The sequence below is a fragment of the Vibrio breoganii genome (genome assembly GCF_001677275.1).
Taxonomy (GTDB): domain Bacteria; phylum Pseudomonadota; class Gammaproteobacteria; order Enterobacterales; family Vibrionaceae; genus Vibrio; species Vibrio breoganii.
This window is the reverse complement of record NZ_CP016178.1, coordinates 280,354-307,118: the sequence shown is the minus strand read 5'-3', so window position 1 is coordinate 307,118 and position 26,765 is coordinate 280,354. Positions and strand designations below refer to the sequence as shown.

Sequence of the window (26,765 nt, the reverse complement as noted above, 5' to 3'; positions counted from 1 at the left end):
ATAAGCTCACCAACCTTTAAAGTAATTTACTTCTTTTTCACTGCATAGGAGCCTTCAAGTAGCTCTGTGATAAAGGGAGATGGCTGAAGATCGTAGCTCACAATCGCCTCTTGTTTTGCGCGAGTCAGAGCCACATAAAACAAACGGCGTTCTTCTGCAAACGGGAAAGATTCGTTACTTGATTTAAGCGCGACATCCAGATGCGGTGCTCGCTCTTTTTGTGGGAAGTTATGCTCATTCACTCCCATCAGAAGCACAACATCAGCCTCTTTTCCTTTACTCGAGTGACAGGTCATAAAACTAAATTCGAGGTTGCTGTACTCCGATTGCCATTGCTTAAGCTTGCTCGGCTTATCTTTGTGAGTGCGCCCAAGCACTAAAACCGACAAGGGCTTGTGAGTGTTGTTCACACGTTGCAGTGTTTTCTCTAGCTTAGCTTCGGCAACCACTGACACCGCTTTTTGTTTTTGCTGCTTGTGTGCGGTGAGGGTTTTAGTGAGCTGCAGAGGGTTTTGCAGTATAAACTCGCCCGCCACGTCCGCAATCTGGGAATTGAAACGATAGGTGGTATCGAGATGGTGCGTCGCCGCATCTGGAAAGCGCTCAAGGAAGCCAGTAGTCAGGTTTACATCTGAGCCAGCAAACTGATAAATAGACTGCCAGTCATCGCCAACGGCAAATAACGAGCGTCTTCCTTGCTCGCAGGGTTGATTCACAATCGCTTCAACTAACGCTAAGCGCGCAGGAGAAATATCTTGATACTCATCCACCATTAAGTAGCGCCATGGAGCCTTAAATCGATTCTTAGACACATAATGCGTGGCTTTTTCTATCATTGAATGGAAATCCAATTCACCTTGTTCTTTTAAGTACTGTTTCCACGCTTGATAACAAGGCCACACCAACTGCAGTTCACTATTAAGACGCGAATACTCAGGATGCTCAATAATCTGCTGTTGAATGGATTTCTTGGTGACACTCATCGAGCACAGTTGATCCAACTGTTGATCAAGCCAAGCGATCAATTTCGGGTTTTCAAACTGGCTACCAAGGTCCACATCTCCCTTCAGATAGGCAATAGGCCATTGTGATAGATGTTTTTGCCAGCGTTTAAAATTCGTGGCGTTAGTCCAGTGTTCTTTTAGCCATTGTGCGCACCACTGCTGCTTTTGCTTGCTCTCAGATGCCAGTGAACTCACCTTCGCCGGGCTGCCTTCCACATGTTGGATAATATGCAGCGCCATCTTATGGAAGGTACTTACATTCACCTTTTGCGACGTCACACCTATTTTGTTCGATAGGCGCTGTGACATCTCCGTGGCAGCATCTTTGCCAAACGCGAGCAGGGCAACATCTTCAGCTTGGGCTTGATGACTTTGCAATAGATACGCCACTCTAGCCATAAGTACGCTGGTTTTACCGGTACCCGCTCCCGCTAAGATCAAGTTGTGATCATTATTTAGCAAGACCGATTTTTGCTGAGACGCATTTAGAGGAGAGTTTTCAATTTGAGCAAACAACACTTGCCAGTTCTGAGTTTCATTGGTGAGCCAGAGTTCATTACGCTCCTTAACCATGTCCCCTTTAGGGCATAGCCATTGGTTCACCTCCTGCATATTTTCAGGCATGCGCTGGTTTGCATCATTCAAGCTGATGTTCATCTCTTCAAGATCAGCATGCACCATCTCTTGCCAAGAACGCCACTCGGAGTGTGCAAGGTACGCGGGCTTCTGACGCAGTAATTGCAGTTTTTGTTGCCACTTAGGCAAGTAGAGGTTCAGCTGACGACATTGCAGGCGGTGCCACTTCTCATAATACTGAACGGCAGTTCGGCCAAATGACTTGGCCTTTCCCCAAGATAACCCCTGGATCTGCCAGGCGTTTTGCACCGCTTCATCAGCTTGCTGTTGCTGGTAGCCATAAAAGGTAATGCTTCCCCATACTAAGCCACGCTCAATGGAGGTTTTACCGCTCCATTCCGAAAAAGGAATCGAGGTTTGATTCTCTCGAGAGGTAAGAACCAACTGATCCTTCTCTAGCTTGATATCAAAGTATTCGTCTTGTAAGAAAAAACGAGCTGACGGGGTGGCTTGCAACTGCATGTTAGCGTACTTGTCCTTAAGATTTCGGGTTGAACCGCTTCAGTTTACTATGATTAATCCAATGAGCGCATTAAGCGGTAGGTAATTTTTAGGTTTTTCTTTGAAAGTTCAGTAAGATCGCACGCACAGTCGCCTCTCAATTGAGTGCAAATCACATTAACCCTGTGTAAAGTAACAAGATATTATAAAAGGCTAGCCTAAAACTCTGTGAACACTTCTGCCACACTTCGCCAATATTGGGCGAATAAAACGATTAACTACAGCCTTCTCATCCTAGTCACCATGTTAGGCGTCGTACTGCCATGTTGGTATCTAGGTCAATATACTCTCATTACACCATTGGTTCTTGGCGTCATCGCAGCCGCTCTTGCGGAAACTGACGACAACTTCTGGGGACGTTTAAAAGCACTCACCCTAACCTTTATCTGTTTTGCGATTGCGAGTATTTCCATCGAGGTGCTCTACCCTTATCCCCTTGCTTTTGCCGTGGGGTTATTCATTTCAACCTTCACTTTTATCATGCTAGGCGCCATTGGTCCGCGCTATGCGAGCATCGCCTTTGGTTCATTGCTGATCGCCATCTATACCATGTTGGGGGCCAGCGAAAGTACCGATATTTGGAGTCAGCCAATCCTGTTGTTACTAGGTGCAGCTTGGTACTATTTGCTCTCTTTAATATGGCAAAGCCTGTGGCCAATGCAGCCCGTTCAGCTGAGTCTTTCGCAGACCTTCCACCAGCTATCGCGCTACCTGGATACAAAAAGTCGCCTTTTTCACCCGACAACAGGCCTTGCGCCTCAGCCGATGCGCATTGAGGAAGCAAAGCTCAATGCAAACACGGTAGAAGCATTAGAGCTATGCCGTGACACCCTGTTAAAGCGCTCAAAGAAAGGGCATGTCGATGGCCCTAGTGACCGATTTTTGCGTATCTACTTTCTTGCCCAAGATATGCATGAAAGACTCAGTTCCAGTCACTACCGCTATCAAGACCTTGCACTGCATTTTGAACGCTCAGATGTGCTATTTCGATTCAAGCACCTCATTCAGTCCTACGCCAAAGAGTGCGAATATATAGCGGAATCTCTAAGGCTGAACCAGCCTTATAAACGCAGTCAGGAGTCGGTTATCGCCTTGGATGAACTGCAAGGTGCAATGACTCACCTCATTGAGCAACGTAACCCTGAGTGGCAACAATCTTTAGCTCAGCTTCAGTACCTATTCAATAACTTGTGTACGGTCGATAGATTGCTGAATAACGTGAACAACCCTGATGCACAATCGTTTGATCATGTGCTGGATGATAGAACCGCGCATACCGCCAAACAGATGTGGCAGCGAATTAGCGACAGTCTTTCCCCTTCATCAGTGCTATTTCGCCACGCCATAAGGCTCGCAACGGCACTCACCGTTGGTTATGGCATCATTGAATTATTCTCCATTGAGCATGGGTTCTGGATACTGCTGACCACCTTATTTGTCTGTCAGCGTAACTTTAGCTCCACCAAACAAAAGCTATTTCATAGGATCAGTGGCACCTTTGCCGGATTGATCCTTGGCGTTGTGATGCTCTCTCTTATCCCTGAAGTGGAAGGCCAACTGTTTGTTATTGTCATTTCCAGCGTACTTTTCTTTGCGTTTAGGCTGCAAAACTACGCTTATGCGACGGCAATTATTACCGTACTGGTGCTGTTCTTGTTCTCTCAACTTGGAGCCGGATATGCGGTGATTGTCCCAAGATTGATTGATACCCTGATAGGAAGCCTACTGGCCGCAGGCGCGGTCTACTTCATTCTGCCTGATTGGCAAGCCAAGAAATTGCCCTCTCTTATGGGACAGGCAATTAAAGCCAACGGAAATTACCTCGCTCAGATTATCGCTCAGTATCGACTAGGAAAAACCGACGACCTCAACTACCGCATCGCTCGCCGTGCTGCTCATAGTCATGACGCGAACCTGAGCGCAGCGATTAGCAATATGCTCGCCGAACCTGGTAAATATCAGCATGCCGTCAACGAGAGTTTTCGCTTCTTGACCTTAAACCATGCCCTACTCAGTTACGTCTCTGCACTGGGCGCACACAGAACACAGCTCAGTGATGCGACAACGCACAAGCTAGTAATTGATGCATATCAGGAGATTCATGTTAAGCTCGATGCTATTGAGAAGGCTTTGCGTGATGAACCCTTCGATGAAAAAGTGTTCGATACCAATCATATCCAACACAAACTATCACAATGGCGTGAGAGTGATGGCACATCTGCACAGATGATCTTGCAACAACTGCACTTGATCCACAGAATGTTGCCAGAGATAAAAATACTCAGCCAAACTTTTTCAAAATCAAAATTGGTCTTAGACCCAAAACTTTAGAGAAGCTCTATGTACAAGAAAATTTTGCTAACCGGACTAGCACTATCACTGACTGCACCTGCATTTGCAGAGGTCACCATCGGTCTTCCTGAGGATGTTGACTTACTACTTGTCAACGGCACAGAACCTGAGATTGACGGTGGGTTCTTCTCATCAAGCTCTACAGCAATTCTACCTGACGGCGAAAACCAGATCGTATTTCGCTACGTTCCTAGCTTTAAACAAGGCCAAGAGTTCGAGAAAATGAACTCTGACGTTATCGTAGCGAAGTTTACCGCTGAGAACGAAAATCTAGAGTTTGAATTTCCTAAGTACCGCAACATCCGTGAAGCACAGAGATTCAATAGCAACCCTGATTGGAAATTGGTGAATGAGTCTAACCAAACCATAGAGATGACCCAAGACAAGCTGGTCCATGAAGGCATGCAAATTGGTCGTGATTACGAAACCGAGATGATTAAGTTCAATGCTGCGGGTGGCGCTGCTGCCATTGCAACCACCAATAGCGCTGCATATGCCGCTGTAACAGCAGCACAAGCCTCTGGGCAGACAGTTACCGTAGTACCTGTTGCTGAAACAGCAACAACGAATGCAACGCCAACGCAACTACCAGAGACAACAACAGCGACCACTGAAGAAGAGATGCTGATGTTCTGGTACGGCAAGGCAGACGATGCAACCAAAGCACGCTTTAAAGCCTACGTGAACAGCCAGTAATACCGACTCCTGCAGTCAAGAGTTGGAGTCTTGCACCTAAAAATAGAGACTCCTCTCTCAAATCTGGGCGATTTTCATATAAAATCATGAAAATTGCCCTAGCTTCTCCATTTCCTTAATCGCAATGTCTTAAGCTATACGTATAAACTCAAACTAGCATTCTTCACTTTTCGAGTTAAAAGTGTAAACGTTCTCATAGGGTAGTTAGCTAATGAACCAAGCAAGATCAGAGCGATTACAGCACGACCACAACGAATCGCAGATTCTCGATATTATTGTAGTTGGCGGTGGTATCAATGGTGTTGGTATTGCAGCCGATGCCGTCTCTAGAGGCCTGTCTACCGCCCTATTTGAAGCCAAAGACTTCGCTAGCGCGACCTCGTCTGCCAGTTCTAAACTGATTCATGGCGGTTTGCGCTACCTAGAACACTACGAGTTTCGCTTAGTCTCAGAAGCTCTGGCTGAGCGTGAAGTCATCCTCAAAAAAGCCCCTCATATAGCAAGACCGATGAGATTTCGCCTGCCTCACCGTCCTTTCCTTCGCCCTGCCTGGATGATCCGCACCGGAATGTACTTGTACGATTATCTCAGCACACGTAACTCGCTCCCCGCTTCTTGTAAGGTTTCCCTAGGCGATGACGGCATCATGTATGATGAGTTTAAGGTTGGCTTTGAGTACTCTGATTGCTGGGTGGATGATGCTAGATTGGTGGTTCTCAATGCAATGCAAGCCAAAGAGAACGGCGCTGAAGTGCGAAACTACTGTGAGGTCGTTTCTGTTACCCAGCAAGATAAGATATGGACCGTTGAGCTTCTCGACCATCGAACCGGTGAGCGCCTAACCCGTCGCTCTCATTGTGTAGTCAATGCCACTGGGCCTTGGGTGAAAGAGTTCATTACCGATACCGTGCAAACCAAATCACCTATGGGCATTCGCCTTATCAAGGGTTCGCACATCATAGTTCCGAAAATCTATTCTCAGGAATTTGCTTATATCTTGCAAAACCAAGATGGACGCATTGTTTTCGCTATTCCCTATTTAGATAAATACTCTCTGATAGGCACAACCGATGTTGAATACAAAGGCGATCCCCGTAAAGTCACCATTTCTGATGATGAAATAGACTACCTATTAGACGTGGTAAACCTACACTTTAAGCACACCACATTCAAAGACGACATCATATCCAGCTTTAGTGGCGTACGACCTCTTTGCGATGATGAATCTGACTCCCCTCAGGCAATCACCAGAGATTACACCCTCACCCTGCAGCACTCCCTAGAAACTGCGCCTTTACTATCGGTATTTGGTGGCAAGCTTACGACCTATAGAAAGTTGGCAAATGCGGCGTTAGGTAAGCTAGAACGCGTCTTTCCTGAGATGCCCCCCTGCACAACCGAAGACACCCTTTTGCCGGGTGCAGAACAGTTTGATAAACAAGATCTACTTGCGCAATTAACTGAACTTGCCCCCTTTGTAAGCCAAGAAATCATCCAACGTTGGGTAAGTATTTATGGCACTCGTGCACTGATCATTGCTCATTCATTGCGCGAAGAACAAGACCTAGGTAAACGCTTTTCAGCGCAACTGTATGCAGCAGAGGTGGACTATTTGTTTGAGCATGAGTTCGCACATTCTGCGCAAGATATCCTCTATAGACGCACAAAGTTGTACTTGGAAATGTCACAGGTAGAAGTGGATGCTCTCAAACATTACTTACTCAATAAGGCTTCAACGTATCAGAAATCCATAGATCTCGACTGCAATGAAGAAGCTACAATACAAATGCCATAGCAGGCCATTAATAACAACCGCACTAAGTATGCAATCGCTGAGTACGATTGCTCTAAGGGATAGCTACCTTCTCTTTTTCATTGCTCTGTCAATACGCATCAATAAGTGTAGAAACTGTCGCTCCGTAAGAAGTCCGATCTTAAACAATTGATACGCTTTATACGCAGGGACTTCGAACATAGCCATCTCTTCTATAACCTACCTTTAGTCCTTATTAGTGTTGTTTAAGACCTTATTCGACAAGCTAGGTTCCGTTAGATTCTGCTAACATAAGTGTTTTCAATGGTCAGGCACTCAGATTTCTAAAAATCCAAACAGGATACAAATGAAAGAATCAATCTTAATTACTGGCTGCAGCAGTGGCATTGGCTATCACTGCGCCAAGCAATTACATCAAACGGGATACACAGTTGTAGCCAGTTGCCGAAGCAGTGACGATGTCAGCAGACTCAAGAACGAAGGGCTTAATTGTGTTCAACTTGATGTCACAGATGCCGAGTCGATACATTCTGGATTAGCAGAAGCGTTGGAGATAACCAGTGGAAGACTCGATGCACTGTTTAATAACGCAGCTTACGGACAATGTGGCGCGTTAGAAGACTTGCCTACCGAGGCACTTCGAGCTCAGCTAGAAACCAACCTTATAGGTTGGCATGAACTCACCAAAGCGGTGATTCCCATTATGCTGAAACAAGGCAATGGCAAGATCATTCAAAACAGTTCGGTGTTGGGATTAGTGGCAATGAAATATCGTGGCGCATACAACACCAGTAAGTTTGCCCTTGAAGGGTATACCGATACCTTACGATTAGAACTGATGGACACACCAATCTCAGTGAGCTTGATAGAGCCAGGGCCGATAGTGAGTAAGTTTCGAGAGAATGCCCTTAAGGCATTTGAACAAACAATAGATACTGACAACTCGAGACACAGTAAAAACTATCAAAATACCATTGAGCGTTTAGGCAAAGAAACCTCTACCAATCGATTTACCTTGCCTGCCGAAGCGGTTCTTGTGCCAGTCAAAAAGATACTCACCAGCCAGAAACCAAAGGCGCGTTACTATGTCACGCAGCCCACTTACGTGTTTGGTTTTCTTCGTCGCATCTTACCCACAAGCCTACTTGACCGCTTGTTGGCAAAGAGCGACTAACTAGGGTCTGGAACAACCTCAGCTATTCTGATTCCAAAGAGCATAGTTGGGGTCGTGTTGTTCACTCCAACTATCGTCTTGACGCGCTTCGAGATAGAGTTGTAGTCCGTGATAGAGCGCAAAGGCAGCAACGCCACCTAAGTGCTCATGTTCATCAAAAAACGCATCTTCACACTGCTGCAATTCAACAAGATCACCAATGTCTCGCCTCATAGCCCAAGCTATGGCCTCTGGCTGCACCTGCTCACTACCGAGAGTAACCGCAGAAATACTCTCAATGTTGACATCCTTTAATCCAGATCGATGCTCGGGTTGCCTTAGCATTTCCGCTCGGTCAAACTCTTGCTCGGTAATCTCTGCAATCACTTCATCAGCCATTCGCTTACTGATAGAAGGGTGAAGTCGCGCCACTCTCAAAGCATAAGCGAAGCGATCTTGTCCCAACAATGAGACTAATCCATCGATGAGGTATTTATTCAAAGACTCCGCTTTTTGATAAAACTCTACCGCGGCATCAAAGTTAATAAAACGTGCTCCATCAAAGTCATAGCCGTAGCTGTCATCGATAATATCCAGTGGCACTCCATTGATCGCAAGAGGCCAACCCGAGAAGTTCACTCGCCCTTTCGCGATCTCGTACATCATCCAAGCGCTATCGGTAAAACCCTTGAAAGAGGTCCCCTCTAACGTGGTTTCTTCCAGTTCTTGCTTTGTCCAATTCACGCCAATACCAAGGTGTTTTGCATATCGCTTCATCAGCGCGTTATTAACCTGAAGTCGCAGATCCCAAATAGAATCTGTGATGCAAGACCACGCAATAACTTTACACTCACGACACGCAGGCAGTTGCAAAGGCACGTGCGCAAGATAAGGTGAAGCCACCTTAGGATACTGAACTATGTCATTGCTTGGCTCGGCGCAAAACCAACAGGTGTGACGATGATTAAAGGGAATATCAATAGGTTCGTAATTCAACATTTAGCGTTTTCCATAACCTTGCGCAGGGTCTGTACAAGGTTCTCTTCTAAAATGGGTTTCACTATTACGGCATTAGCCCCAGCGGCTAAGAATGCGTCTGTCGTTGACTGGTAGCCGTCTGCGGTACAAGCGATAATTGGAGTCGATAAGCGCAATTCGTTACGTAGCTTCTCAGTCGCCTCGATACCATCCATGTTGGGCATTTGGTTGTCCATTAGGATGAGATCATAGTGATTGTCTTGGGCTTTTTCGATAGCCAGAATACCATCTGTTACCCAATCAAAAACTAAGCCGTGTTTCTTGCCTAAGGCTTGAATAACAAAGGCGTTGGTGGTGTTATCCTCAACCAATAGCACCTTCGCCTCACCTTCAAAGACAAAAAGTGGTTCCTCTTGTGCCTCTGGCCAGGGCTGCTTTCGCTCTACGGTAAGAATCGGCATAGTAATAGAGAAGCGACTGCCATTGCCTAACTGGCTTTCAACATTGATTTTACCCTCAAGGTACTGAACCAGGCTTTTAACGATGCTCAGGCCTAAGCCGCTGCCACCATATTGTCGGCTAATATGAGTATCCGCTTGGGTAAATGATGAGAAAATGCTATCAAGGTTATCTTTAGCAATCCCAATGCCTGTATCCGTCACCGAGAAATAAAGCTCCGCTCTATCCGCTAAGCGATTACGCAATTCAACATCGACAACCACCGCTCCTTTGGTAGTGAATTTGATGGCGTTGGTCAGTAGGTTGAGGAAGATCTGCGTTAGCCTCATTTGATCACTTCGTACCGTTACATCGTCTTCAAAGTTCTTATTTACGGCAAACTTCAAGCCCTTCTGTAAACAACTCGGCTCAGCAAAAGACTCTATGGTTTCTAGGGTTTGATTCAGGGAAAACTCAGAATGCTCAATAACGACTCCTCCCTTGTCAATTCGAGAGAAGTCGAGGATATCGTTGAGCAAATTCAAAAGATGTTCACTACTGTTATGTAGCACTTGTGTTTGGCGTTTCTGTTCATCTGAAATCGCCCCTTGTTTGAGAAGTTGAGCCATGCCCAATATCCCATTTAAAGGCGTTCTAATTTCATGGCTTACCTTGGCTAAGAACTCAGCTCGAGCCAATGCTGTCTGCACTGCTTCCAGCCTTGCTCGCTCACTTTGACGCTCAGCTTCAACAAATTGAGTAATGTTTTTGCCTTGGACGACCAGTGTTGGCGAAGCACCATCGACCAAAATTGGAGCGATACTCCAGCGGTAAATCTGCTCTCCTACGTGCGTATCAACCTCTGCGTTTTGCTGGGTTTGCAACACACAATCAAAATGGGTATCGAGCTCTTTCTTGAGAGCCGCCGCTCCTCTGTCATTAGCGAATGCCTCAATAGCGGCAGGGTTCAGCTCTAGAACCTGCTTGTCGCTATTAAGCAGTGCCGTAGGCAATAATGAAAACTCAAACAAGTTTTTGAACGAGGTTTCTTTTTGTTTTTCACGTCGAATACTGGCCTGAAGGGTATGCCCTAAACGGTCAAACTCAATAATGTTCGAGCCTTTAAAAGAGATGGTTTTCTTAGCGCTATCAAAGCTGTCAGCTAAATACATCACCCCTTTGATTTCTCTTTCTACTCTGCGTTGCACTATTTGAGTGATGATGACTGCCGAAGCGGTTATAGCGAACAACGCCAGCATTAATGAGGCAGCAAAGCTGATCTCAACCCTTTCTAGCTTACTCGTATTTTGCACAAATACCGCCTTCACAGGCGTAAGCACACCACCCACAATCACATCAACTTGACTGATCATTTCAGAGTCATATTGAGTCTGGTCTTCAAGCCTTAATGGTGAATCTTGCTCTAGAAGCTTAATCATCTTTGGAGAGGAAGCGGCGATCACCTCTCCATTTTCTACCAACATAAGGTCATTAATATTGCCGTCTAGAACCACATTGCGAATGAGCCTAAGATTGTTATCAAGCACTAAAACCACAAAATAATAACCAATCAACTCTCCGCTCTCAGGGTTAATAAGCGGAGAACGGCGAATCATAGTGTGCTTATTGCCAAGGCTTGTAGACGGGACCAAGAAATACCAGCTATTGCTGAAATCAACTTCATTTCCTAAGACCATCAACTGTGCATGACTAAAGCCATAAAATGCCGCATTACCATCCTCCCAAGCCAATTCTCCATATCGGTACATGAAACGAAAATCAGCAGCTCCCTCTGGATCAAACTCCTCAAGCTTTAGCATGTAATTATCAACGGCGCGATATTGCTCAGAGTCAAACAGCTCGATTAGAGTACGGGACTTCGAGGATATATCCTGAGTCACCTGTATCGTTTGTAAGCGATTTTCCATCAGCTGCTTCACCACGCGAGCGGTCTGATTGAAATTTCGCTCAAGCTCAGTCTCAAAGGTCTTGGTGCTAAGTTGATAGTTGTAAAAGAAAAAACCTAAGATCACCACAAACCAAGATACCCATGCAACACGGATAATCTGAGTGGTCAGTGATATCTTTCTATCGACTACTTTCATGCTTACCTATTGGAATATCGGAATGCCTTGAGTTTCAAGGCTTCTGCTAGACTGGATTCGTCATTTTTGGTGAACACTTGATATTCTCCCGAATATACCAAAGGCACAGGGTCATTTTGCAGATCGAGTTTGATGGCTTCTGCCATCGCTAGCCCTGTGTCATCATTTATTCTCACTACGGTAAAATCCAACAATCCACTTTGAACTGCTTCAATCTCTGAGCCACCACCCCAACCATTGACTGCAATGTCTTCTCTACCTAGTTCAGACAGCGCATCTGTCACACCAAACGCTATATCTGTTGAGCTTGCGTAGATAAAATCGAGATTACCCTCCTGCTCTATCATCGACAAAGTCGCCTGATACGCTGTCTCTCGATTGGCTTTGGTAAAATACGCTCGTTTTAACGAATAATCCCCGTCATCTTTTAAGTACTTAACAAAGGTGTCTCCTCGAGCTTCGCTGATATAGCCTGGTGAAAAATAAACCAAGCCGTAATCCGCAGAATTTGGAAACATTTTCTTATATTCGTTAGCTAATAATTGAGTCCCTCTAAAGTGGTCAAAGCCAACGTACATTAAAGGCTGTTTTTCTCCCCACCGTTTAATTGGAGTCGTAATATTGAGAAGAATCAACTTGGTGTTAGGATTGCTCATCACACTCTCAGCAAACTTCTTGTGTCTGCTTGTATCCAGAGTGAAAATCAAATAGTCAGAGTTGTTTTTTAGTACCTGTTGCAGGCTTTCACTTTCTTGTCGATAGTCCAAATTAGGGCGCGAAGAATATTTATTCAGCTCGTATTCGATACCGAGCTCCTGCAGTCTAAGTTCTAGGGTCTTAATATTGCGCCACCAGTAGTCAGATAGCTGTGAACCGGGATAAACGATATCGATTTTAACTGGGCGCTGTTGCTGTATAGCCAAAGGAACAGGCGCTTGATATATACGCTTCTCCATTTCTTCGGTTAATTTTTTTTGTTCAGGATGCTCGTCCAAATACAAGTCATACTCCCAATACTCGCGAAGTATCATGTTCTCGGCAAAACATTGAAAAGCTGAAAATGACAACAGCGCCCCTACCAGCAACAGCTTCATAACGTTAGCCCCTCAAGAGCAATAGACTCACCGGCCACTAAACGTTCTTTGCGTTGCTTACTCAATTGCTTGATTCTGTATTCCAATTTCAATGCCTGCGACTTGTTCTCAACGTTAGTGGACCACTCTAGAGTCAAAGGCCCTTTACCCTTTAGTGCCTTCGCGCCAGTTCCATTTGCATGTTGCGAGAAACGGCGCTCAAGATCATTCGTCACCCCGCAATACAGTGCGTTATGACGATTTCGAATCAAGTAGACGAACCACTCACTCATGGCTTTTTTGTTCAGAGTACTGACTCAATCAAGGCTCTAAGTTCAGCCACTTCAGATTTTAATGACGCCACCTCTTGCTCCAGTGCCTCTAGCTTCTCTGCTGTAGGCGTTTTCACTGAAGAAACTGCCGTAGCGGTTGCTAACGCTTCGATATCCACCTCACCACAAAACAGGTGCTGATAACGAGATTCACGCTTACCTGGTTCTCTTGGCAACTTAACGACAATCGGAGTATCTAGGTTTGCTAGCTTATCTAGAGTCGCTTCTACTTCTTTTACATCCGCAAACTGAGCCAGACGGTTGGTACGAGTACGGATTTCACCAGGGGTCTGCGCACCGCGCAGTAGCATCACACACACAATGGCCTTCTCTTGAGCAGAAAACTGTAGGTCTCCGAATTCCGTATTACAGAATCGATGACGATACTTAGCAGTGCGGCTGTTGAAGCTACTTTCATCATTCACAAGGCGACGGTCAGTTAAGGCATTGATGCCATCAAGCACCTCTGCATCACTAAGCTCCATCACTGGATCACGATTGCTCTTTTGATTACACGCTGTGGTTAAACTGTTTAGGCTCAAAGGATAGTAGTCTGGAGTGGTGACTTCTTTTTCGATAAGGCAGCCAATAATACGAGCTTCTAGAGGGGATAATTGCAATAACATTCTTAGGATCCATCTTCATGTTTCATTTAGTAAGATTGTATGCAAGTATTGACTAGGTTGCGATAGCAAGCATATGAATTAATGTTTGTTTTACTCTCAACGCTGAAAAAGCAGGCAGCAGTCTTCAGAGCTTGATCTACACACTGTATGTTTGCCAAAGCTTATGGTTTAATTTCCAAAGTTTAATATTGGTTCTAAAGGATAGAAAATGAACAACGTATATGAAATTGTTAATTTAGCTCGTCGCAAAAATAAGCTTAAGCGCGAAATCCTCGACAACGAAAAGAAAATTCGTGATAACCGCAAGCGTGCTGACCTACTAGACAACCTGATGGATTACATCAAGCCAGATATGACTCACGATGAAATCATTATGATCGTGAAAAACATGAAGGCTGACTACGAAGACCGTGTAGATGATCACATCATCACAAGTGCTGAAATCTCGAAAACTCGCCGTGAAATCAGCCGTAAGATTCGTGAACTGACAGAAGAAGACAAGCAAGTACACGGCAAAAAATAGTCGCTACTGCTAGATAGAATGACAAGCGCGAGCCCGTAATTAAGGCTCGCGTTTTTTATTTCTATACACACCTCTCAATAACTCTCCCCTCTTATCGCAGTTACATAAAATTAACATATACTTTCAGCAAGCTAACCTATTGGAATCTCGCTGATTTACTGCAATGTATCGTCAATTTTTGCTGATATTGATTTTGTTTGTCTGCACCCTAGTATTGGGCGGACGGTGGGTGTGGAACGAAACCAAAGACGAATTAATTAGCCAGCAAAAAACACACATTGAAAAGCTCTCGCAATACATCACCAGCGAGCTGGATAAATTCAGTCATATCCCCGAGTTAATATCAAAAGACAAAGAATTAATCAACGCACTGCTGACACCCAACAACAGCGCTCAAATAGAGATCACTAACCGTTATTTGGACCATGTTAACGAAGTCGTCTCAGCAGCCGATACCTACCTGTTAGATTCCTATGGCACCACCATTGCAGCCAGCAATTGGTTTTTAGAACGCTCCTTTATTGGCAAGAATTTCGCCTTTCGTCCCTACTTTAAGGACGCCATACAAGGCCGAGAGAGTGAGTATTTTGCTCTTGGTTTAACCTCTGGATTGAGGGGATATTACTACGGGTTTCCCGTTGTCTATGCGGCGGAAATTATTGGTGTAGTGGTAGTAAAAATGGAGCTATCCGCTATTGAGTCTACGTGGCAACAAAGCCAAGGAGCGTTTATTGCCACCGATGATAACAACATCATATTTATGTCCAGTGAGCCTTCTTGGCTCTTCAAAAGCCTGACCAACCTACCTGAAGATACCCTTACACAAATCAAGCAGAGTCGGCAGTACTTAAATGCTGATATCGAGCCCTTAAATGCCACTGGCGATCTTACGGTTTCACCTAGCCTGCTTAACCTAAAAGACAACAATACCAAGGGTGAGTTTCTTACTCTCGTTGAGCGTTTTCCAAGAGCCAAATTAAACCTCAGAAGCTTAGTCTCCACTAAGCATCTGTACTGGTCGCTGATCAATTTCGCTGTTATCGTCGCATTAATATTTGGTGTCTTGTCCCTACTGCTATTGCTGGCAAGACATAGGCATTTGAAGCATCAACAAATAGACCGAATACAAGCAGAAGCAAAGCAAAAGCTTGAGTTTCAAGTACTGGAGCGTACCGCTGAATTGCAGGTGGAGGTTCGCCAACGTACAGAGGCAGAGCAGCAACTAATAAAAACCCAAGGTGAACTCATCCAAGCTGCAAAACTGGCACTGCTGGGCGAGCTGTCCACCAGCATCAGTCATGAGCTCAACAACCCCCTCGCCGCTATTCGAAGCTATGCCGATAACGGCGCTCGTTACCTAATCAAAGGCAACAGTGAACAAGCATCCGAGAATTTTTCAAAGATCACTCAGCTCACACAACGAATGGCAAACATCAGCCAGCAACTGCGCTCCTTTGCTAAAAAATCGGATAACACCGACCTCAGCTACATAGCATTAGATCCTGTGCTGTTCTCCACCAAAGCACTGCTCAACCCACAGCTCAAATCTCTTAATATCAACCTTATTGAGGCCGAACCCTCTTCCTACTCGGTATTGGCGAATCCAATTCAACTGGAGCAAGTACTGGTCAATCTTCTCACCAATGCGATGCAAGAGATTAAGGATCTGAAAGAGCCCAAACTGACCATCTCTCTAGAAGACAGCTCTGATGGTTGGCTATTCATACACATAGATGACAATGGCACCGGTGTAGAAGAGCAAAAAATTACGCGCCTGTTCGAGCCTTTCTTTACCACTAAGGACAATGGGTTGGGTCTGGGGCTCTCCATCTCACGGCAGATAATCGATAGCTTTGATGGTCATTTGCAGTATGCCCCAAGCCCCCTTGGCGGCGCTCGATTCACTATTTCACTACTCACGGCTAAGGACTAGTTATGTGCCACGCTTTCATTATCGACGACGAGCCAGAGATCCGCTCAGCATTAAAGCAGAGCTTCGAGCTAGAGGGCATTGAAGCCCAGTTTTATGAAAATGCCGAGTTAGCCTTGCAAGCCTTGGAGACCACACTACCTCACGTCATCATCTCGGATATTCGCCTTCCGGGTTTATCGGGTTTAGATCTTCTGGAGGGTCTCAATAAGCAGCACCCTGAGCTTCCTATTATTCTGATTACCGGCCATGGGGATATTTCTATGGCGGTAGAGGCAATGCATAAGGGAGCCTACGATTTCATAGAAAAGCCCTTTGCTACCGACAGATTGCTAGATACCACCAAGCGAGCCATTGAAAAGCGCCAGCTCACCATAGAGAACCAGCGCCTTCGAAACTCGTTGAAGGCCAGCCAAACACTCGGACCTCGCATCATTGGTGATACCTCTGCAATCTTGCACCTCAAAGAGACGATTACTCATATTGCCGATACCTCAGCGGACATCCTTATCTTTGGCGAAACCGGAACGGGTAAAGAGCTAGTCGCACGCTCTTTGCATGAACAAAGCGGTCGCCGAGATAATAACTTTGTCGCGGTAAACTGCGGCGCTATCCCGGAAAACCTTATCGAGAGTGAACTTTACGGCCACGAAAAAGGCGCCTTTACGGGGGCAGAATCTCGGCGTATTGGCAAACTTGAACATGCGCAAAATGGGACGCTTTTTCTTGATGAGATAGAGTCGATGCCAATGCAGGCACAAATAAGATTGCTACGGGTTCTGCAAGAGCGCGCCATTGAGCGCGTCGGCTCAAACTCTCTTATCCCTATTGATATTCGCGTTATCGCCGCAACAAAAGTGGACCTCAAACAGGCCGCTCAGCAAGGCAGTTTCCGAGAAGATTTATACTATCGCCTGAATGTTGTCACCCTTGAGCTTCCCCCTTTAAGGAAGCGCAAAGAAGACATTGCAACCCTATTCCACCACTTCCTACTCGTTGCCGCCTCACGCTATGGTAAAACCTCGCAGGCATTGAGCTCTCAAGATTTAAGCTTGCTGCTCAATCATGATTGGCCGGGTAATGTGCGAGAACTGAGAAATATGGCAGAGCGCTTTGTGCTTTTAGGTCGACTGACACTTGAGAATTCAAGTGCCAATGAAAAGTCAGATCTGAGCTTAGCGGAGCAAGTGGCGGAGTTTGAAAAGTATACCTTGGAGCAAGCACTGACTGACAATCACGGTAGTATCAAGCAGACAATGGAAACGCTGCAACTTGCGCGTAAAACCCTTTACGACAAGATGCAGCGTTATCAACTCGATAAAGACAACTTTAAAGCCGACTAGCGAGTCACTATTTCAGGCCCCATGAGCAGGGTCGGAAGCCAAGTGGATACCCAAGGTACGTAAGTCACAATGATGAGGAACAAGAACATCACGCCTACCCAAGGTAGAGCGGCTTTTACTACACCTAGCATTGACATCTTAGCCACCCCAGCGGTGACAAATAAGTTGAGTCCCACCGGCGGTGTAATCATACCTATCTCCATGTTCACCACCATCATGATCCCCAAGTGAATAGGGTCAATGCCTAAAGCGATAGCAATCGGGAACACTAGAGGTGCGACAATAATCAGTAGGCCTGATGGCTCCATGAACTGACCACCAATCAACAGCAAGATATTCACGACAATCAAGAAAGTAATAGGACCCAGACCTGCTGATAGCATGGACTCTGTAATTAACTGAGGAATACGCTCTTCTGTCAGTACGTGCTTTAGTATCAATGCGTTAGCAATGATGAACAGCAACATAATGGTCAGCTTACCCGCTTCAAATAATGTATCTTTGGTATCCTTATGCACAAAAGTCTGTACCACCTTTAGCAACAACGGTTTCTTGTTAGACTTGTCCGCAAACGGGCCCATATCTTTGTAGACAAAATTGGCAATAAAAAACGCATACACAGCGGCAACTGCAGCCGCCTCCGTTGGCGTAAACACTCCGCCATAGATACCGCCAAGAATAATCACAATCAGCAATAATCCCCAGCTAGCATCCCTAGCAGCTGCGCCAATCTCTCCCCAACCGGCAAAAGGTTGCGCAGGCAGGTTTTTAATTCTTGCTGCAATGTAGATAGCAATCATCAACATCACACCGGCTAACAGACCCGGAATCACACCACCTAAGAACATGCGCCCCACCGAGACATCAGTTGCTGCGGCATACACCACCATAACGATGGAAGGCGGAATAAGAATACCGAGCGTACCCGCGTTACAAATTACCCCTGCAGCAAACTCTTTGGTGTAGCCATTCTTCACCATGCCCACAATAACCAGACTACCGATAGCCACAACGGTCGCCGGAGATGAGCCCGACAGTGCCGCGAACATCATACACGCCACAACCGACGCCATGGCCAATCCACCTCTAAACCAGCCCACTAAGGCAATCGCAAAGCGAATGATACGACGCGCTACCCCGCCTGTAGACATAAAGCTGGATGCCAGAATGAAGAAGGGAATCGCCAGCAGCGTGTAGTGCCCTTCAAAGGCGTTAAACAAGGTTTGTGCAACTGACGCTAATGAGGCATCAGAGTGAATCATCAAAAATAGAATACTGGCTAATCCAAGCGACACGGCGATTGGCACGCCAATCAGCATGAACAGGATAACCATGACAAACAATCCCAAAACAGCCATCGTCTAATCTCCCTTTTCAGCGATGTTAGCGCTGTCATGTTTTAGTTGTTCTAGTTCTTCTTCGGCCTCATGGCCTGCAATTAAGCGATCCGTTTTTCCGGTAAAGATGCGCACTGCGGCTTGAACAAATCTAAAGGTGAGCAAGCCCATCCCAATAGGCAGAGCCATATAAGGGATCAGTCGCGGGAGCTTTTCATAGCGCTCCCCCTCATTGAGCCAGTCCGACATAAACTGGAAGATTTCAGGCATAGGGATATCGTCGGTTTCATACCATGCTCTGTCCGTTGCAAATGGGTACCAGTAGTTCCAAGAGCCGACTAGCAGTAGCAGTGCGAAAGCCAAGCAACAAACAACGGACAGCATAGCGCAGGCCTGTCTCGCTCTATCCGGTAGGATGTTGATAAACGCATCCACCCCAATATGAAAATGTTTCTTCACGCCATAAGACGCGCCAACTAATACCAGCCAAGCAAACAAGAAAACGGTCAGCTCCAATGCCCACAAGATGTTGTCATTGAACACGTAGCGCATGACCACATTGGCAAAGGTCAGCAGTGTCATGGTGCCAAGAAAAAAGGCGACCAAGGTTTCTTCAATTTGATCAGTAACCCGACCAATTCGATCCCAAGTAGATTCGGTTTGATGATTATCGTTCATCGTGTAGTACTCACATCCGTTGTACGAGAGGTAATCACACCTAAAGAGATTGCTGCTTATTGGTTAGATCTAGATTTCTTATAAAAGCAGAACGCCATTTAGGGTGAAACTAAGGCTTCCGAAGAAGCCTTATCCAGTTATTGGTTTGAAGCGAGTGCGGCATCGATCAGTTCAGCACCGATGTCTTTCTCAAACTTCTTCCATACTGGTTGAAGGGCATCTACCCACGCTTGACGTTGCTCTGGAGTCAAGGTTCTCACTGTGCCACCTGCGGCGATCACGTTCTCTTTGTTGGCTTGGTTAACCTTGGACGACTCTGAATTACGAGTCTGAGTGACTTCCATCAAGATAGTGTCTAACTGAGTACGCACATCGTCTGGTAGCTCAGTCCAAAAGTCATTTGAAGTCACCACAAGGTAATCTAGGATGCCGTGATTGGTCTCTGTCACACCATCTTGAACCTCGAAGAATTTCTTACCATAGATGTTCGACCAGGTATTCTCTTGGCCGTCGATAACCTTGGTTTGTAGGCCGCCGTAAACCTCTTTGAACGACATTTTTTGAGGATTAGCACCAAGTTGCTCAAACTGCGCTACCAGTACATCTGAAGCTTGAACGCGGAACTTAAGTCCCTTTGCATCCTCTGGCATCAATAGCGGTTTATTGGCCGACATCTGTTTCATACCGTTATGCCAAAACTCCAAGCCCACTAGACCGCGACGCTTCATTGCATTTTTCAGCTTGTCGCCTGCCTCTGAGTTCTGGAATTTATCAACGGCAGCGACGTCTTCAAACAAGAAAGGAAGATCGAAAATACGATACTTTTTAGTGAATTTTTCAAACTTAGACAGCGATGGTGCAGCAAGCTGAACGTCACCGTTTAGAAGCGCCTCAAGCACCTTGTCATCATCATAAAGGGTTGAGTTAGGGAAGACTTGCATACATGCCTTACCATTCATTTCAGTGTTCACCCTTTCCTCAAGCAATGATGCGGCAATGCCCTTAGGGTGCTTATCTGTGTTGGTTACATGACTGAACTTAATAACGATCTCGCCATCATCACAGTTAGCGCTGGCATTGAAGCTCAGTAACGCTAGAGCAGAAACAGAAAGTAGAGTGAGGGGTTTAAACATGGTGTATCTCCTTGATGGTCAATCTGCCCCTTCTATGGGTGCAGTTTGCCGACTAGAGAGCAAACACCGTGCCAGAAATGTTATATTTCTGTTAATTGCAATAATTTCAACACGTTACTAAATCCCTCAATTTATCGGCACTTGTGAACATGAGTAAAATGGGTGGAAAATGACACACTGAAAACCAGAAAAGGTTTACATAACCACCCATTGGAGCACCAGGGAAATAGCGCAGATTAAGTAAGATTTAACCTAGCGTTAGCCGTTAAAATTTGTGTTTAAGACCACGCCAAGATGGACGGTTGAAAACGTAGAGTAGGACAAGAATGTGTTCTTGCGATCAATATAATTTAGAGTGAGTCCGCCTCTAACGCCAAGATAGTTGTTGATCTTCAATACCACCGATCCAGAGGTAGAAACGCCCGAGCCTGAGCGCGTTTCTTTTCTCCAGATGAGATTACGCTCACCGTGATAATCAATACCGCCCAACTCAAACTGAAACGCAATCCTAGGCTCTTTGCTCAAGGGATGCTGAATGCCCACTCTATAGGTTTTCCACTCTTCGTCATCAGTCAGGTATTGATAATCAATTTTCTCAAAACTGGCGTAAAGCGTGTTGCTACCGAACACCTCTGTAATGCCAAGTTGACCGCCAACGCCACTGATACCCGCGCCGACCAAAGGTCCAGCGGTAATATGAGGAGAAAAGTGTACTTCTTTAGCGGATGTGGAAAAGGAAACGATAAGAAAGGGGATAGAAAGACAACGGATAAAATGCTTCATAGCTCGGATACTCTATGTAAGCGAAACATCCTTGTGACGCATAATGGAATTGAGCTATTCGCTCAAAATATGCGGGCTATGATAAAAGAGCACAGCACTTCACTCTAAGTAGCAATAGTAATAGCCTTAATAAGCATTAGTTATCGAAGTTGAGTGATATTTGTTCTTCCACTACTTGTTGAATAACTTGATATAGCCACTCAACAATGGGGCTCTTGCGGTGCCGTAGGTGATGGTAGCAATATAAAGGGTAGTAGCGATCTTGATCAGGAACTTGAACGTTTGGGTAAGCAATATCGTTATATCTATGTCTCGGGAAAAGGCTGGTTATTGGCATAAACATATCGGTTTGACTAATTACATCAACCAATGCGGCGCTCTCTTCAGCACGAAATCCTACGGTTAGTTTCATCCCATAACGTCCCATGACTTCCGCAGCAACCACTTTTTTGTCATTCCAACCGGGGATGATTTGTGAGGCTATTGGATAGTCTGCTAGCTGTTGGAAAACTTTTTGTTCTCTAAGTAAAGGATGTCCCTTTCTAACAGCAACACCGGCTGTCAACATAGCGACTTGATGGCGGTGGATACTCTTAGGATAAGCAATATCCCCATAATGAATCCCTATTAAAGTATCGCCGTTAGATAGTTCTTCTATCGTCTGACCAGACCAAGATACTATTGATAGTTCTGCATTCGGTGCTAACTCTTTAAATTTAAGAATTAAAGAACCCGATATCGCCATCATCGCTGGTGGCGAAAGAGCTATTTTTACTGACTGCGTGACTTCTTGTGGTGAAAAAGAATCAAGATACGACAACCCGCTAAACAATACTTCTAGGTTTGGAGCCACAACATCATATAGCCGCTCAGCGTAACCTGAAGCCGCAAGCCCACCCGTCACTTTCACAAACAACGGATCATCAAAATGATGGCGAAGTTTCTTTAGAGACTGACTCACCGCAGGCTGGGTAACATGCAGTCTTTCTGCCGCGCGGCGGGTGTTCTTCTCTTGAAACAGCACCACAAACACACGCAATAAATTAAGATCTAGATTTGCCACTAAGTCTTTTGCCATAGTCCCACCTAATAAGCATCACTTATCAATAATAACACAGTTATTGCTGTTTTCTCGGTTTCTAAAAACAGACGAAATAAGCATTGACTTAAAGTTAACTTTAACTATTAAGCTTGTGGCAAATGGACTTTCAAGGAACAACAATGAACAGAAAATTCTTACCACACCTAAGCGGATTATTCTGGGATGGGATATCGTCAGGCTTAGTCATGATGGCTCTGCCATGGTTTCTTCTGCAACAAGGCGACATGGGACTTTTTGTTGCTCTGACTACCCTAGCCTGCACACTGTCATCCTTTTTCTTAACCCCAATATTTGCCACCTTCATTGATCGCTATTCTCGCAAAGCTATCTTAATGCTGGTGCAAGGCATTCAGGTAGCCACGGCCTTGATCCTGCTTATGTTTACCCAAGAGCAGGCTATCTCCGTCTGGGTTTTGGCCTTTGCCCAGCTGGTATTCTGGTTAACCAACGATCTTGCCTGGTGCACCAACAACGCCTTTACCCAAGAGAATTACCAAAAGCATGAGTACGCCTCCTACTCCAGTTACCAAGAGATTGTATTCCAAGCCACTTCACTAGGAGCGGGTTCATTAGGTATTGTCTTTCTAGAGCTTTGGGGAATGGCTCAGTTTGCGACCTTTGCCGCAGTCGCCTCCACACTGTCACTGCTTAGCTTTTCGATTACCACCTATCATCGTCGCCCTAGAGTAGAATCCTCGCCTTCGTTTTCATCACAACTAATTGAAAGTAAAGAAGTATTTTCTCAGCAACCAAGATTCTATGCATTCTTAGCACTCTCTTGTCTTGGGTACCCAGCGCTCACCTATCTCTCTAAGTTGATTCCAATACACTTTAGCGAACAAGGCATTTCAGCCTCTTGGTTTGCAAGCTGGAGCCTGAGCTATGGCCTTGGGGCATTGATGTGCGGCTTTTTCGTCAAGGTATTGCTTAGCAAATTTGCCACGGAGAAGGCGATGATGGCGTGTCTATTCAGCGTTGGATTGCTCATATTAGCGATGGCACTGTCACCTTCACCGAAGATGATAGTGGGATTGACCTTGTTAGTTGGCTTCTTCTCTAGCTACAATCGCATCGCGCGAACCTACAAGATGAACCTGGAAGTAGATAACAACTATCGTGGTCGAATTGATGGCGGCCTTAAGCTTTTCTCTACCTTTTCACAGAGTATTAGCTACGTCATGATCGCAATACTCAGCTACTACAATGCGATTAGCCTAGGCTTCATGATATTGTCTATCGTATTGATTATTGCCAGCCTTGCCATGCATAGAATTTATCTCAGGCAAGGGCATCTGCAGTTATCAAACGCCTGCTAAACACTGACCTATATTACGGACTACGGAATGAAAAATAACGAGCAATATTACGACAAATCCTTCTCCAAGCAGACGTTTGCTTATGAAGAGTTCAGTAATATTGAATTTGAGGAATGTGAGTTTGTAGACTGCGACTTTTCTGAAGCCAAGCTTTCTAATTGCCGTTTCATTAATTGCTCGTTTGTTCGCTGTAACCTTAGCCTTATCAAGATCCCTAACAGCCGTTGGTACCAGGTCTCTTTTAACGATAGTAAATTAGTCGGCATAGACTGGACGACAGCCCATTGGCCTAGCTTCCATGCCGATTGCGAACTGTCCTTCAAACACTGCATCCTCAACGACTGCTCTTGGTTTGGTCTTACCCTCCAAGAACTGACCATCACAGAATGCAAACTGCATGACGCAGACTTCCGAGAGGGAGACTTTTCCCAATCAAGTATGACCTACTGTGACTTTAGACACAGCCTATTTATGCGCACCAACCTAGAACAAGTAGACTTCACCGAGTCTTCAAACCTTGGCATCGACTTGAACAATAACCGCTTATCTGGCGCTAAATTCTCTCGCTTTGAGGCGTTGAATTTACTTGAAAGTCTTAATATTGAGTTGGTGGATTGAGCGAAGGGGGGCTAAGATGCGGGATTGGCAGACATTCAACAAATGATGCTTCTAACTCGCTTATGCCCGTGCGACCTGAAGTCGTATGAAACGTTGTTCACCACGATAAGAGTGAACCGTCTGTATCACCAGACGACCCTAGGATCCTGAATAAAGTAGCGGATCTGACAATGTAACGAAACTAGGCCTATAGGCTGAGTGGGAACAAAATCGTGAGAGGATGTTCCTCCTGAAAACCACAATTCGGGTAAGTGCTAGGGAGTCAATATGATGAACGTATGTGAATCCATTAAAGGTGCGTTATACGATGAAGCAGCGGAAGTGGTTAATACGCTGTGGCCAAAACGGCAACGAGAGTCGGAAAGGAGTTGGGCATTGGCCTTTCGTGATCGGAGTACTCTCCGCACTAGAGTGGGCATCTAAGTTGACATTTTACGTAACATACGGAACAGGGTAAGCCTGTATCGCTCCCTATGGGGAAAGCCTTTGTAGCCGATAGTGATGCAGGTAAAGGAGGTCGGAGAAAGCAAAGGCTGTATTGTAATGATGCAGATACAGACTGGTGTCTGTCACGAAAGTGAGCCCACTTCCGACTGGTCTTCCATTGCGAGAAAGTTTGAAGAACTTTATTTAAGGAGAATCGCAAATGATGATTTCTAAAGAGATTAGTGCCTCTCCTGACAGCGCCCTATGGCAGTCTATCGACTGGAAAGCCGTTGAATCGCATGTATTAAAGCTTCAGATGCGTATCGCAAAGGCAACTAGAGAAGGTAAATACGGCAAAGCGAAAGCCTTGCAGTGGATACTAACTCATTCTCGCTCAGCCAAACTTCTTGCGGTTAAGCGAGTATCTCAAAATAAAGGCAGTAAAACGCCTGGAATAGATGGTGTCATCTGGAACACAGATGCACGCCGCATAAAAGCAGTTAATCAATTGAGTAGAAAGGCGTACAAAGCCCAACCGCTCAAGCGTATCTACATCCCCAAAAAGAATGGCAAGCTTAGACCGCTGGGAATTCCATGTATGATAGACAGAGCGCAACAAGCCCTCCACCTTCTTGCATTAGAGCCTATATCGGAAACGCTTGCCGACCCTAACAGCTATGGATTTAGGCCAAATCGTAGTACTGCCGATGCAGTTGGGCAGTGCTTCAAATGTTTGGCATTAAAGAAATCAGCCAAATGGGTACTTGAAGGGGATATCAAAGCCTGTTTCGACAAGATCGGTCATCAATGGCTTCTTGATAACATCGCTGTTGATAAGAGAATGTTGGAACAATGGCTACAGTCTGGCTTTATGGACAAAGGTCTGTTCTATCGCACCGACGAGGGAACACCACAAGGTGGAATTATATCACCAACCTTGATGCTAATGACTCTTGCAGGACTTGAGCAGCACATTAAGTCTACGGCCCTTAAAAAGGGTACTAGAGCCAATTTCATTGGATACGCCGACGATTTCGTCGTCACTTGCGCTTCAAAGGAAGTGCTGGAGAACGATATCAAACCGTTGATTGCTGACTTCTTAGCGGTTAGAGGCTTAGCATTATCCGAAGAGAAAACGCACATTACTCATATCAACGATGGCTTTGATTTTCTTGGGTTCAACCTTAGGAAGTACAAAGGGAAACTGCTCATTAAACCGAGTAAATCCAATACGTTGATGTTCTTAAGTAATCTGCGTGAACTCGTCAAAAAGCACGTAACCCTCCCAGTCAACGATCTTATCAAACTGATAAATCCGAAACTCAGAGGATGGTCGAACTACTATCGACACTGCGTAGCAAAACAGGTCTTCGGATATGTAGGTCACAAGCTATTTCATACGTTATGGCACTGGGCCAAAAGGCGTCATCCAACAAAGTCTAAAACTTGGATCGCCCTAAAATACTTCATCAACCGAAAAGGCCAATGGCATTTTCACGGTTGGCAGAAGGTCATGGATATGGATTGCCAGTTCAATCTCTTCCAAATAGCTAAAGTGCCGATAGAAAGACATGTGAAAATCCGAAGTGCTGCAACGCCATTTGACCCTCAATACCAAGAATACTTGGCAAAGAGAAAGTCTAAAAGGCTAGCTCGTAACTCTTGGAACGAACCTACTTCGACTGCTTTATAAGTTGCTGGGTATCAAACGATGCCTTCGTGGAGGCTTGAGCCTAGTGCAGTGAAAGTTGCACGCTGGGTTCTTAGAGGGGCGGCACTTGGTAACAGGTGTCGTCTACTCGACCATTCCTTGCTGGCTCTCCTAATAGAGTAACTCCCAACAATTCTTTTTATCATACTTTTTTTAATGGATAAGCAAAAGGCAAGGCTAAAGCCTTTTCGTTCCCT

General features: G+C 45.4%; 21 protein-coding genes. 10 read left to right on the top strand and 11 right to left on the bottom strand.

The window, feature by feature from the left end; genetic code table 11:
• Positions 1-26 precede the first annotated feature (26 nt).
• Complete coding sequence (gene helD, locus A6E01_RS14415) at positions 27-2,102, bottom strand: DNA helicase IV (protein ID WP_065210532.1); 2,076 nt, start codon at positions 2,100-2,102, stop codon at positions 27-29.
• A gap of 207 nt (positions 2,103-2,309) precedes the next feature.
• Between helD and yccS the strand changes: the two genes are divergently transcribed.
• From yccS to A6E01_RS14395, 4 genes are all read left to right on the top strand, one after another.
• Positions 2,310-4,472 (top strand): YccS family putative transporter, encoded by a 2,163-nt coding sequence (gene yccS, locus A6E01_RS14410; protein WP_065210531.1) that lies wholly within the window; start codon positions 2,310-2,312, stop codon positions 4,470-4,472.
• A gap of 9 nt (positions 4,473-4,481) precedes the next feature.
• A complete protein-coding gene (locus A6E01_RS14405; protein WP_017029885.1) occupies positions 4,482-5,189 on the top strand; it encodes a DUF2057 family protein in 708 nt (235 codons plus the stop codon).
• Positions 5,190-5,400: 211 nt separating this feature from the next.
• Positions 5,401-6,984 carry a glycerol-3-phosphate dehydrogenase gene (glpD, locus tag A6E01_RS14400; protein WP_065210530.1) on the top strand — a complete coding sequence of 528 codons (1,584 nt, stop codon included), beginning with the start codon at positions 5,401-5,403 and terminating at the stop codon, positions 6,982-6,984.
• A gap of 325 nt (positions 6,985-7,309) precedes the next feature.
• Entirely contained in the window at positions 7,310-8,137 is an 828-nt protein-coding gene (locus tag A6E01_RS14395; RefSeq protein ID WP_065210529.1) for an SDR family oxidoreductase, read from the top strand.
• 18 nt (positions 8,138-8,155) lie between these two features.
• Here A6E01_RS14395 and A6E01_RS14390 read toward each other — a convergent pair whose 3' ends face one another.
• Genes A6E01_RS14390 through A6E01_RS14370 form a run of 5 tightly spaced genes read right to left on the bottom strand, consistent with a single transcriptional unit; the run spans position 8,156 to position 13,668 of the window.
• On the bottom strand, positions 8,156-9,115 hold the full coding sequence (locus A6E01_RS14390; protein WP_065210528.1) for a hypothetical protein: 960 nt from the start codon (positions 9,113-9,115) through the stop codon (positions 8,156-8,158).
• A complete protein-coding gene (locus A6E01_RS14385; RefSeq protein WP_065210527.1) occupies positions 9,109-11,637 on the bottom strand; it encodes a LuxQ periplasmic sensor domain-containing protein in 2,529 nt (842 codons plus the stop codon). Before A6E01_RS14385 ends, A6E01_RS14390 begins: the two co-directional genes overlap by 7 nt.
• Positions 11,638-11,639: 2 nt before the next feature.
• The gene (locus tag A6E01_RS14380) at positions 11,640-12,731 is read right to left on the bottom strand and encodes a substrate-binding domain-containing protein (protein ID WP_065210526.1); all 1,092 of its coding nucleotides are present in this window, start codon (positions 12,729-12,731) and stop codon (positions 11,640-11,642) included.
• Positions 12,728-13,003, bottom strand: a complete 276-nt coding sequence (locus A6E01_RS14375; protein WP_065210525.1) for a GIY-YIG nuclease family protein — start codon at positions 13,001-13,003, stop codon at positions 12,728-12,730. Before A6E01_RS14375 ends, A6E01_RS14380 begins: the two co-directional genes overlap by 4 nt.
• An 11-nt stretch (positions 13,004-13,014) precedes the next feature.
• Positions 13,015-13,668: a YceH family protein gene (locus A6E01_RS14370; protein WP_065210524.1), complete on the bottom strand. Its 654-nt coding sequence runs from the start codon at positions 13,666-13,668 to the stop codon at positions 13,015-13,017.
• A 208-nt stretch (positions 13,669-13,876) separates the two neighbouring features.
• On the opposite strand from A6E01_RS14370, the gene A6E01_RS14365 reads away from it, so the two are divergent.
• From A6E01_RS14365 to A6E01_RS14355, 3 genes are all read left to right on the top strand, one after another.
• A complete protein-coding gene (locus A6E01_RS14365) occupies positions 13,877-14,191 on the top strand; it encodes a DUF496 family protein (RefSeq protein WP_017029875.1) in 315 nt (104 codons plus the stop codon).
• 163 nt (positions 14,192-14,354) lie between these two features.
• On the top strand, positions 14,355-16,124 hold the full coding sequence (locus tag A6E01_RS14360) for a sensor histidine kinase (protein ID WP_065210523.1): 1,770 nt from the start codon (positions 14,355-14,357) through the stop codon (positions 16,122-16,124).
• Between the two features lie 2 nt (positions 16,125-16,126).
• Positions 16,127-17,464 carry a sigma-54-dependent transcriptional regulator gene (locus A6E01_RS14355; protein WP_065210522.1) on the top strand — a complete coding sequence of 446 codons (1,338 nt, stop codon included), beginning with the start codon at positions 16,127-16,129 and terminating at the stop codon, positions 17,462-17,464.
• On the opposite strand, the gene A6E01_RS14350 is transcribed toward A6E01_RS14355, so the two are convergent.
• From A6E01_RS14350 to A6E01_RS14330, 5 genes are all read right to left on the bottom strand, one after another.
• Complete coding sequence (locus A6E01_RS14350) at positions 17,461-18,822, bottom strand: TRAP transporter large permease (protein ID WP_065210521.1); 1,362 nt, start codon at positions 18,820-18,822, stop codon at positions 17,461-17,463. The genes A6E01_RS14355 and A6E01_RS14350 overlap by 4 nt on opposite strands.
• A gap of 3 nt (positions 18,823-18,825) precedes the next feature.
• Entirely contained in the window at positions 18,826-19,479 is a 654-nt protein-coding gene (locus tag A6E01_RS14345) for a TRAP transporter small permease (protein ID WP_017029871.1), read from the bottom strand.
• A gap of 137 nt (positions 19,480-19,616) precedes the next feature.
• Positions 19,617-20,612, bottom strand: a complete 996-nt coding sequence (locus A6E01_RS14340; RefSeq protein WP_017029870.1) for a TRAP transporter substrate-binding protein — start codon at positions 20,610-20,612, stop codon at positions 19,617-19,619.
• A gap of 258 nt (positions 20,613-20,870) precedes the next feature.
• Complete coding sequence (locus A6E01_RS14335) at positions 20,871-21,395, bottom strand: hypothetical protein (protein ID WP_017029869.1); 525 nt, start codon at positions 21,393-21,395, stop codon at positions 20,871-20,873.
• A 136-nt stretch (positions 21,396-21,531) separates the two neighbouring features.
• Complete coding sequence (locus tag A6E01_RS14330) at positions 21,532-22,473, bottom strand: LysR family transcriptional regulator (RefSeq protein WP_065210520.1); 942 nt, start codon at positions 22,471-22,473, stop codon at positions 21,532-21,534.
• Positions 22,474-22,616: 143 nt separating this feature from the next.
• Between A6E01_RS14330 and A6E01_RS14325 the strand changes: the two genes are divergently transcribed.
• The 3 genes from A6E01_RS14325 to ltrA all read left to right on the top strand — a co-directional run bounded on the left by A6E01_RS14325 (position 22,617) and on the right by ltrA (position 26,550).
• Positions 22,617-23,813, top strand: coding sequence for an MFS transporter (locus A6E01_RS14325; protein ID WP_065210519.1), 1,197 nt, complete (start codon positions 22,617-22,619; stop codon positions 23,811-23,813).
• A 27-nt stretch (positions 23,814-23,840) separates the two neighbouring features.
• Entirely contained in the window at positions 23,841-24,431 is a 591-nt protein-coding gene (locus A6E01_RS14320; RefSeq protein ID WP_017029866.1) for a pentapeptide repeat-containing protein, read from the top strand.
• 646 nt (positions 24,432-25,077) lie between these two features.
• Positions 25,078-26,550 (top strand): group II intron reverse transcriptase/maturase, encoded by a 1,473-nt coding sequence (ltrA, locus tag A6E01_RS14315; RefSeq protein WP_065210518.1) that lies wholly within the window; start codon positions 25,078-25,080, stop codon positions 26,548-26,550.
• Positions 26,551-26,765 lie beyond the last annotated feature (215 nt).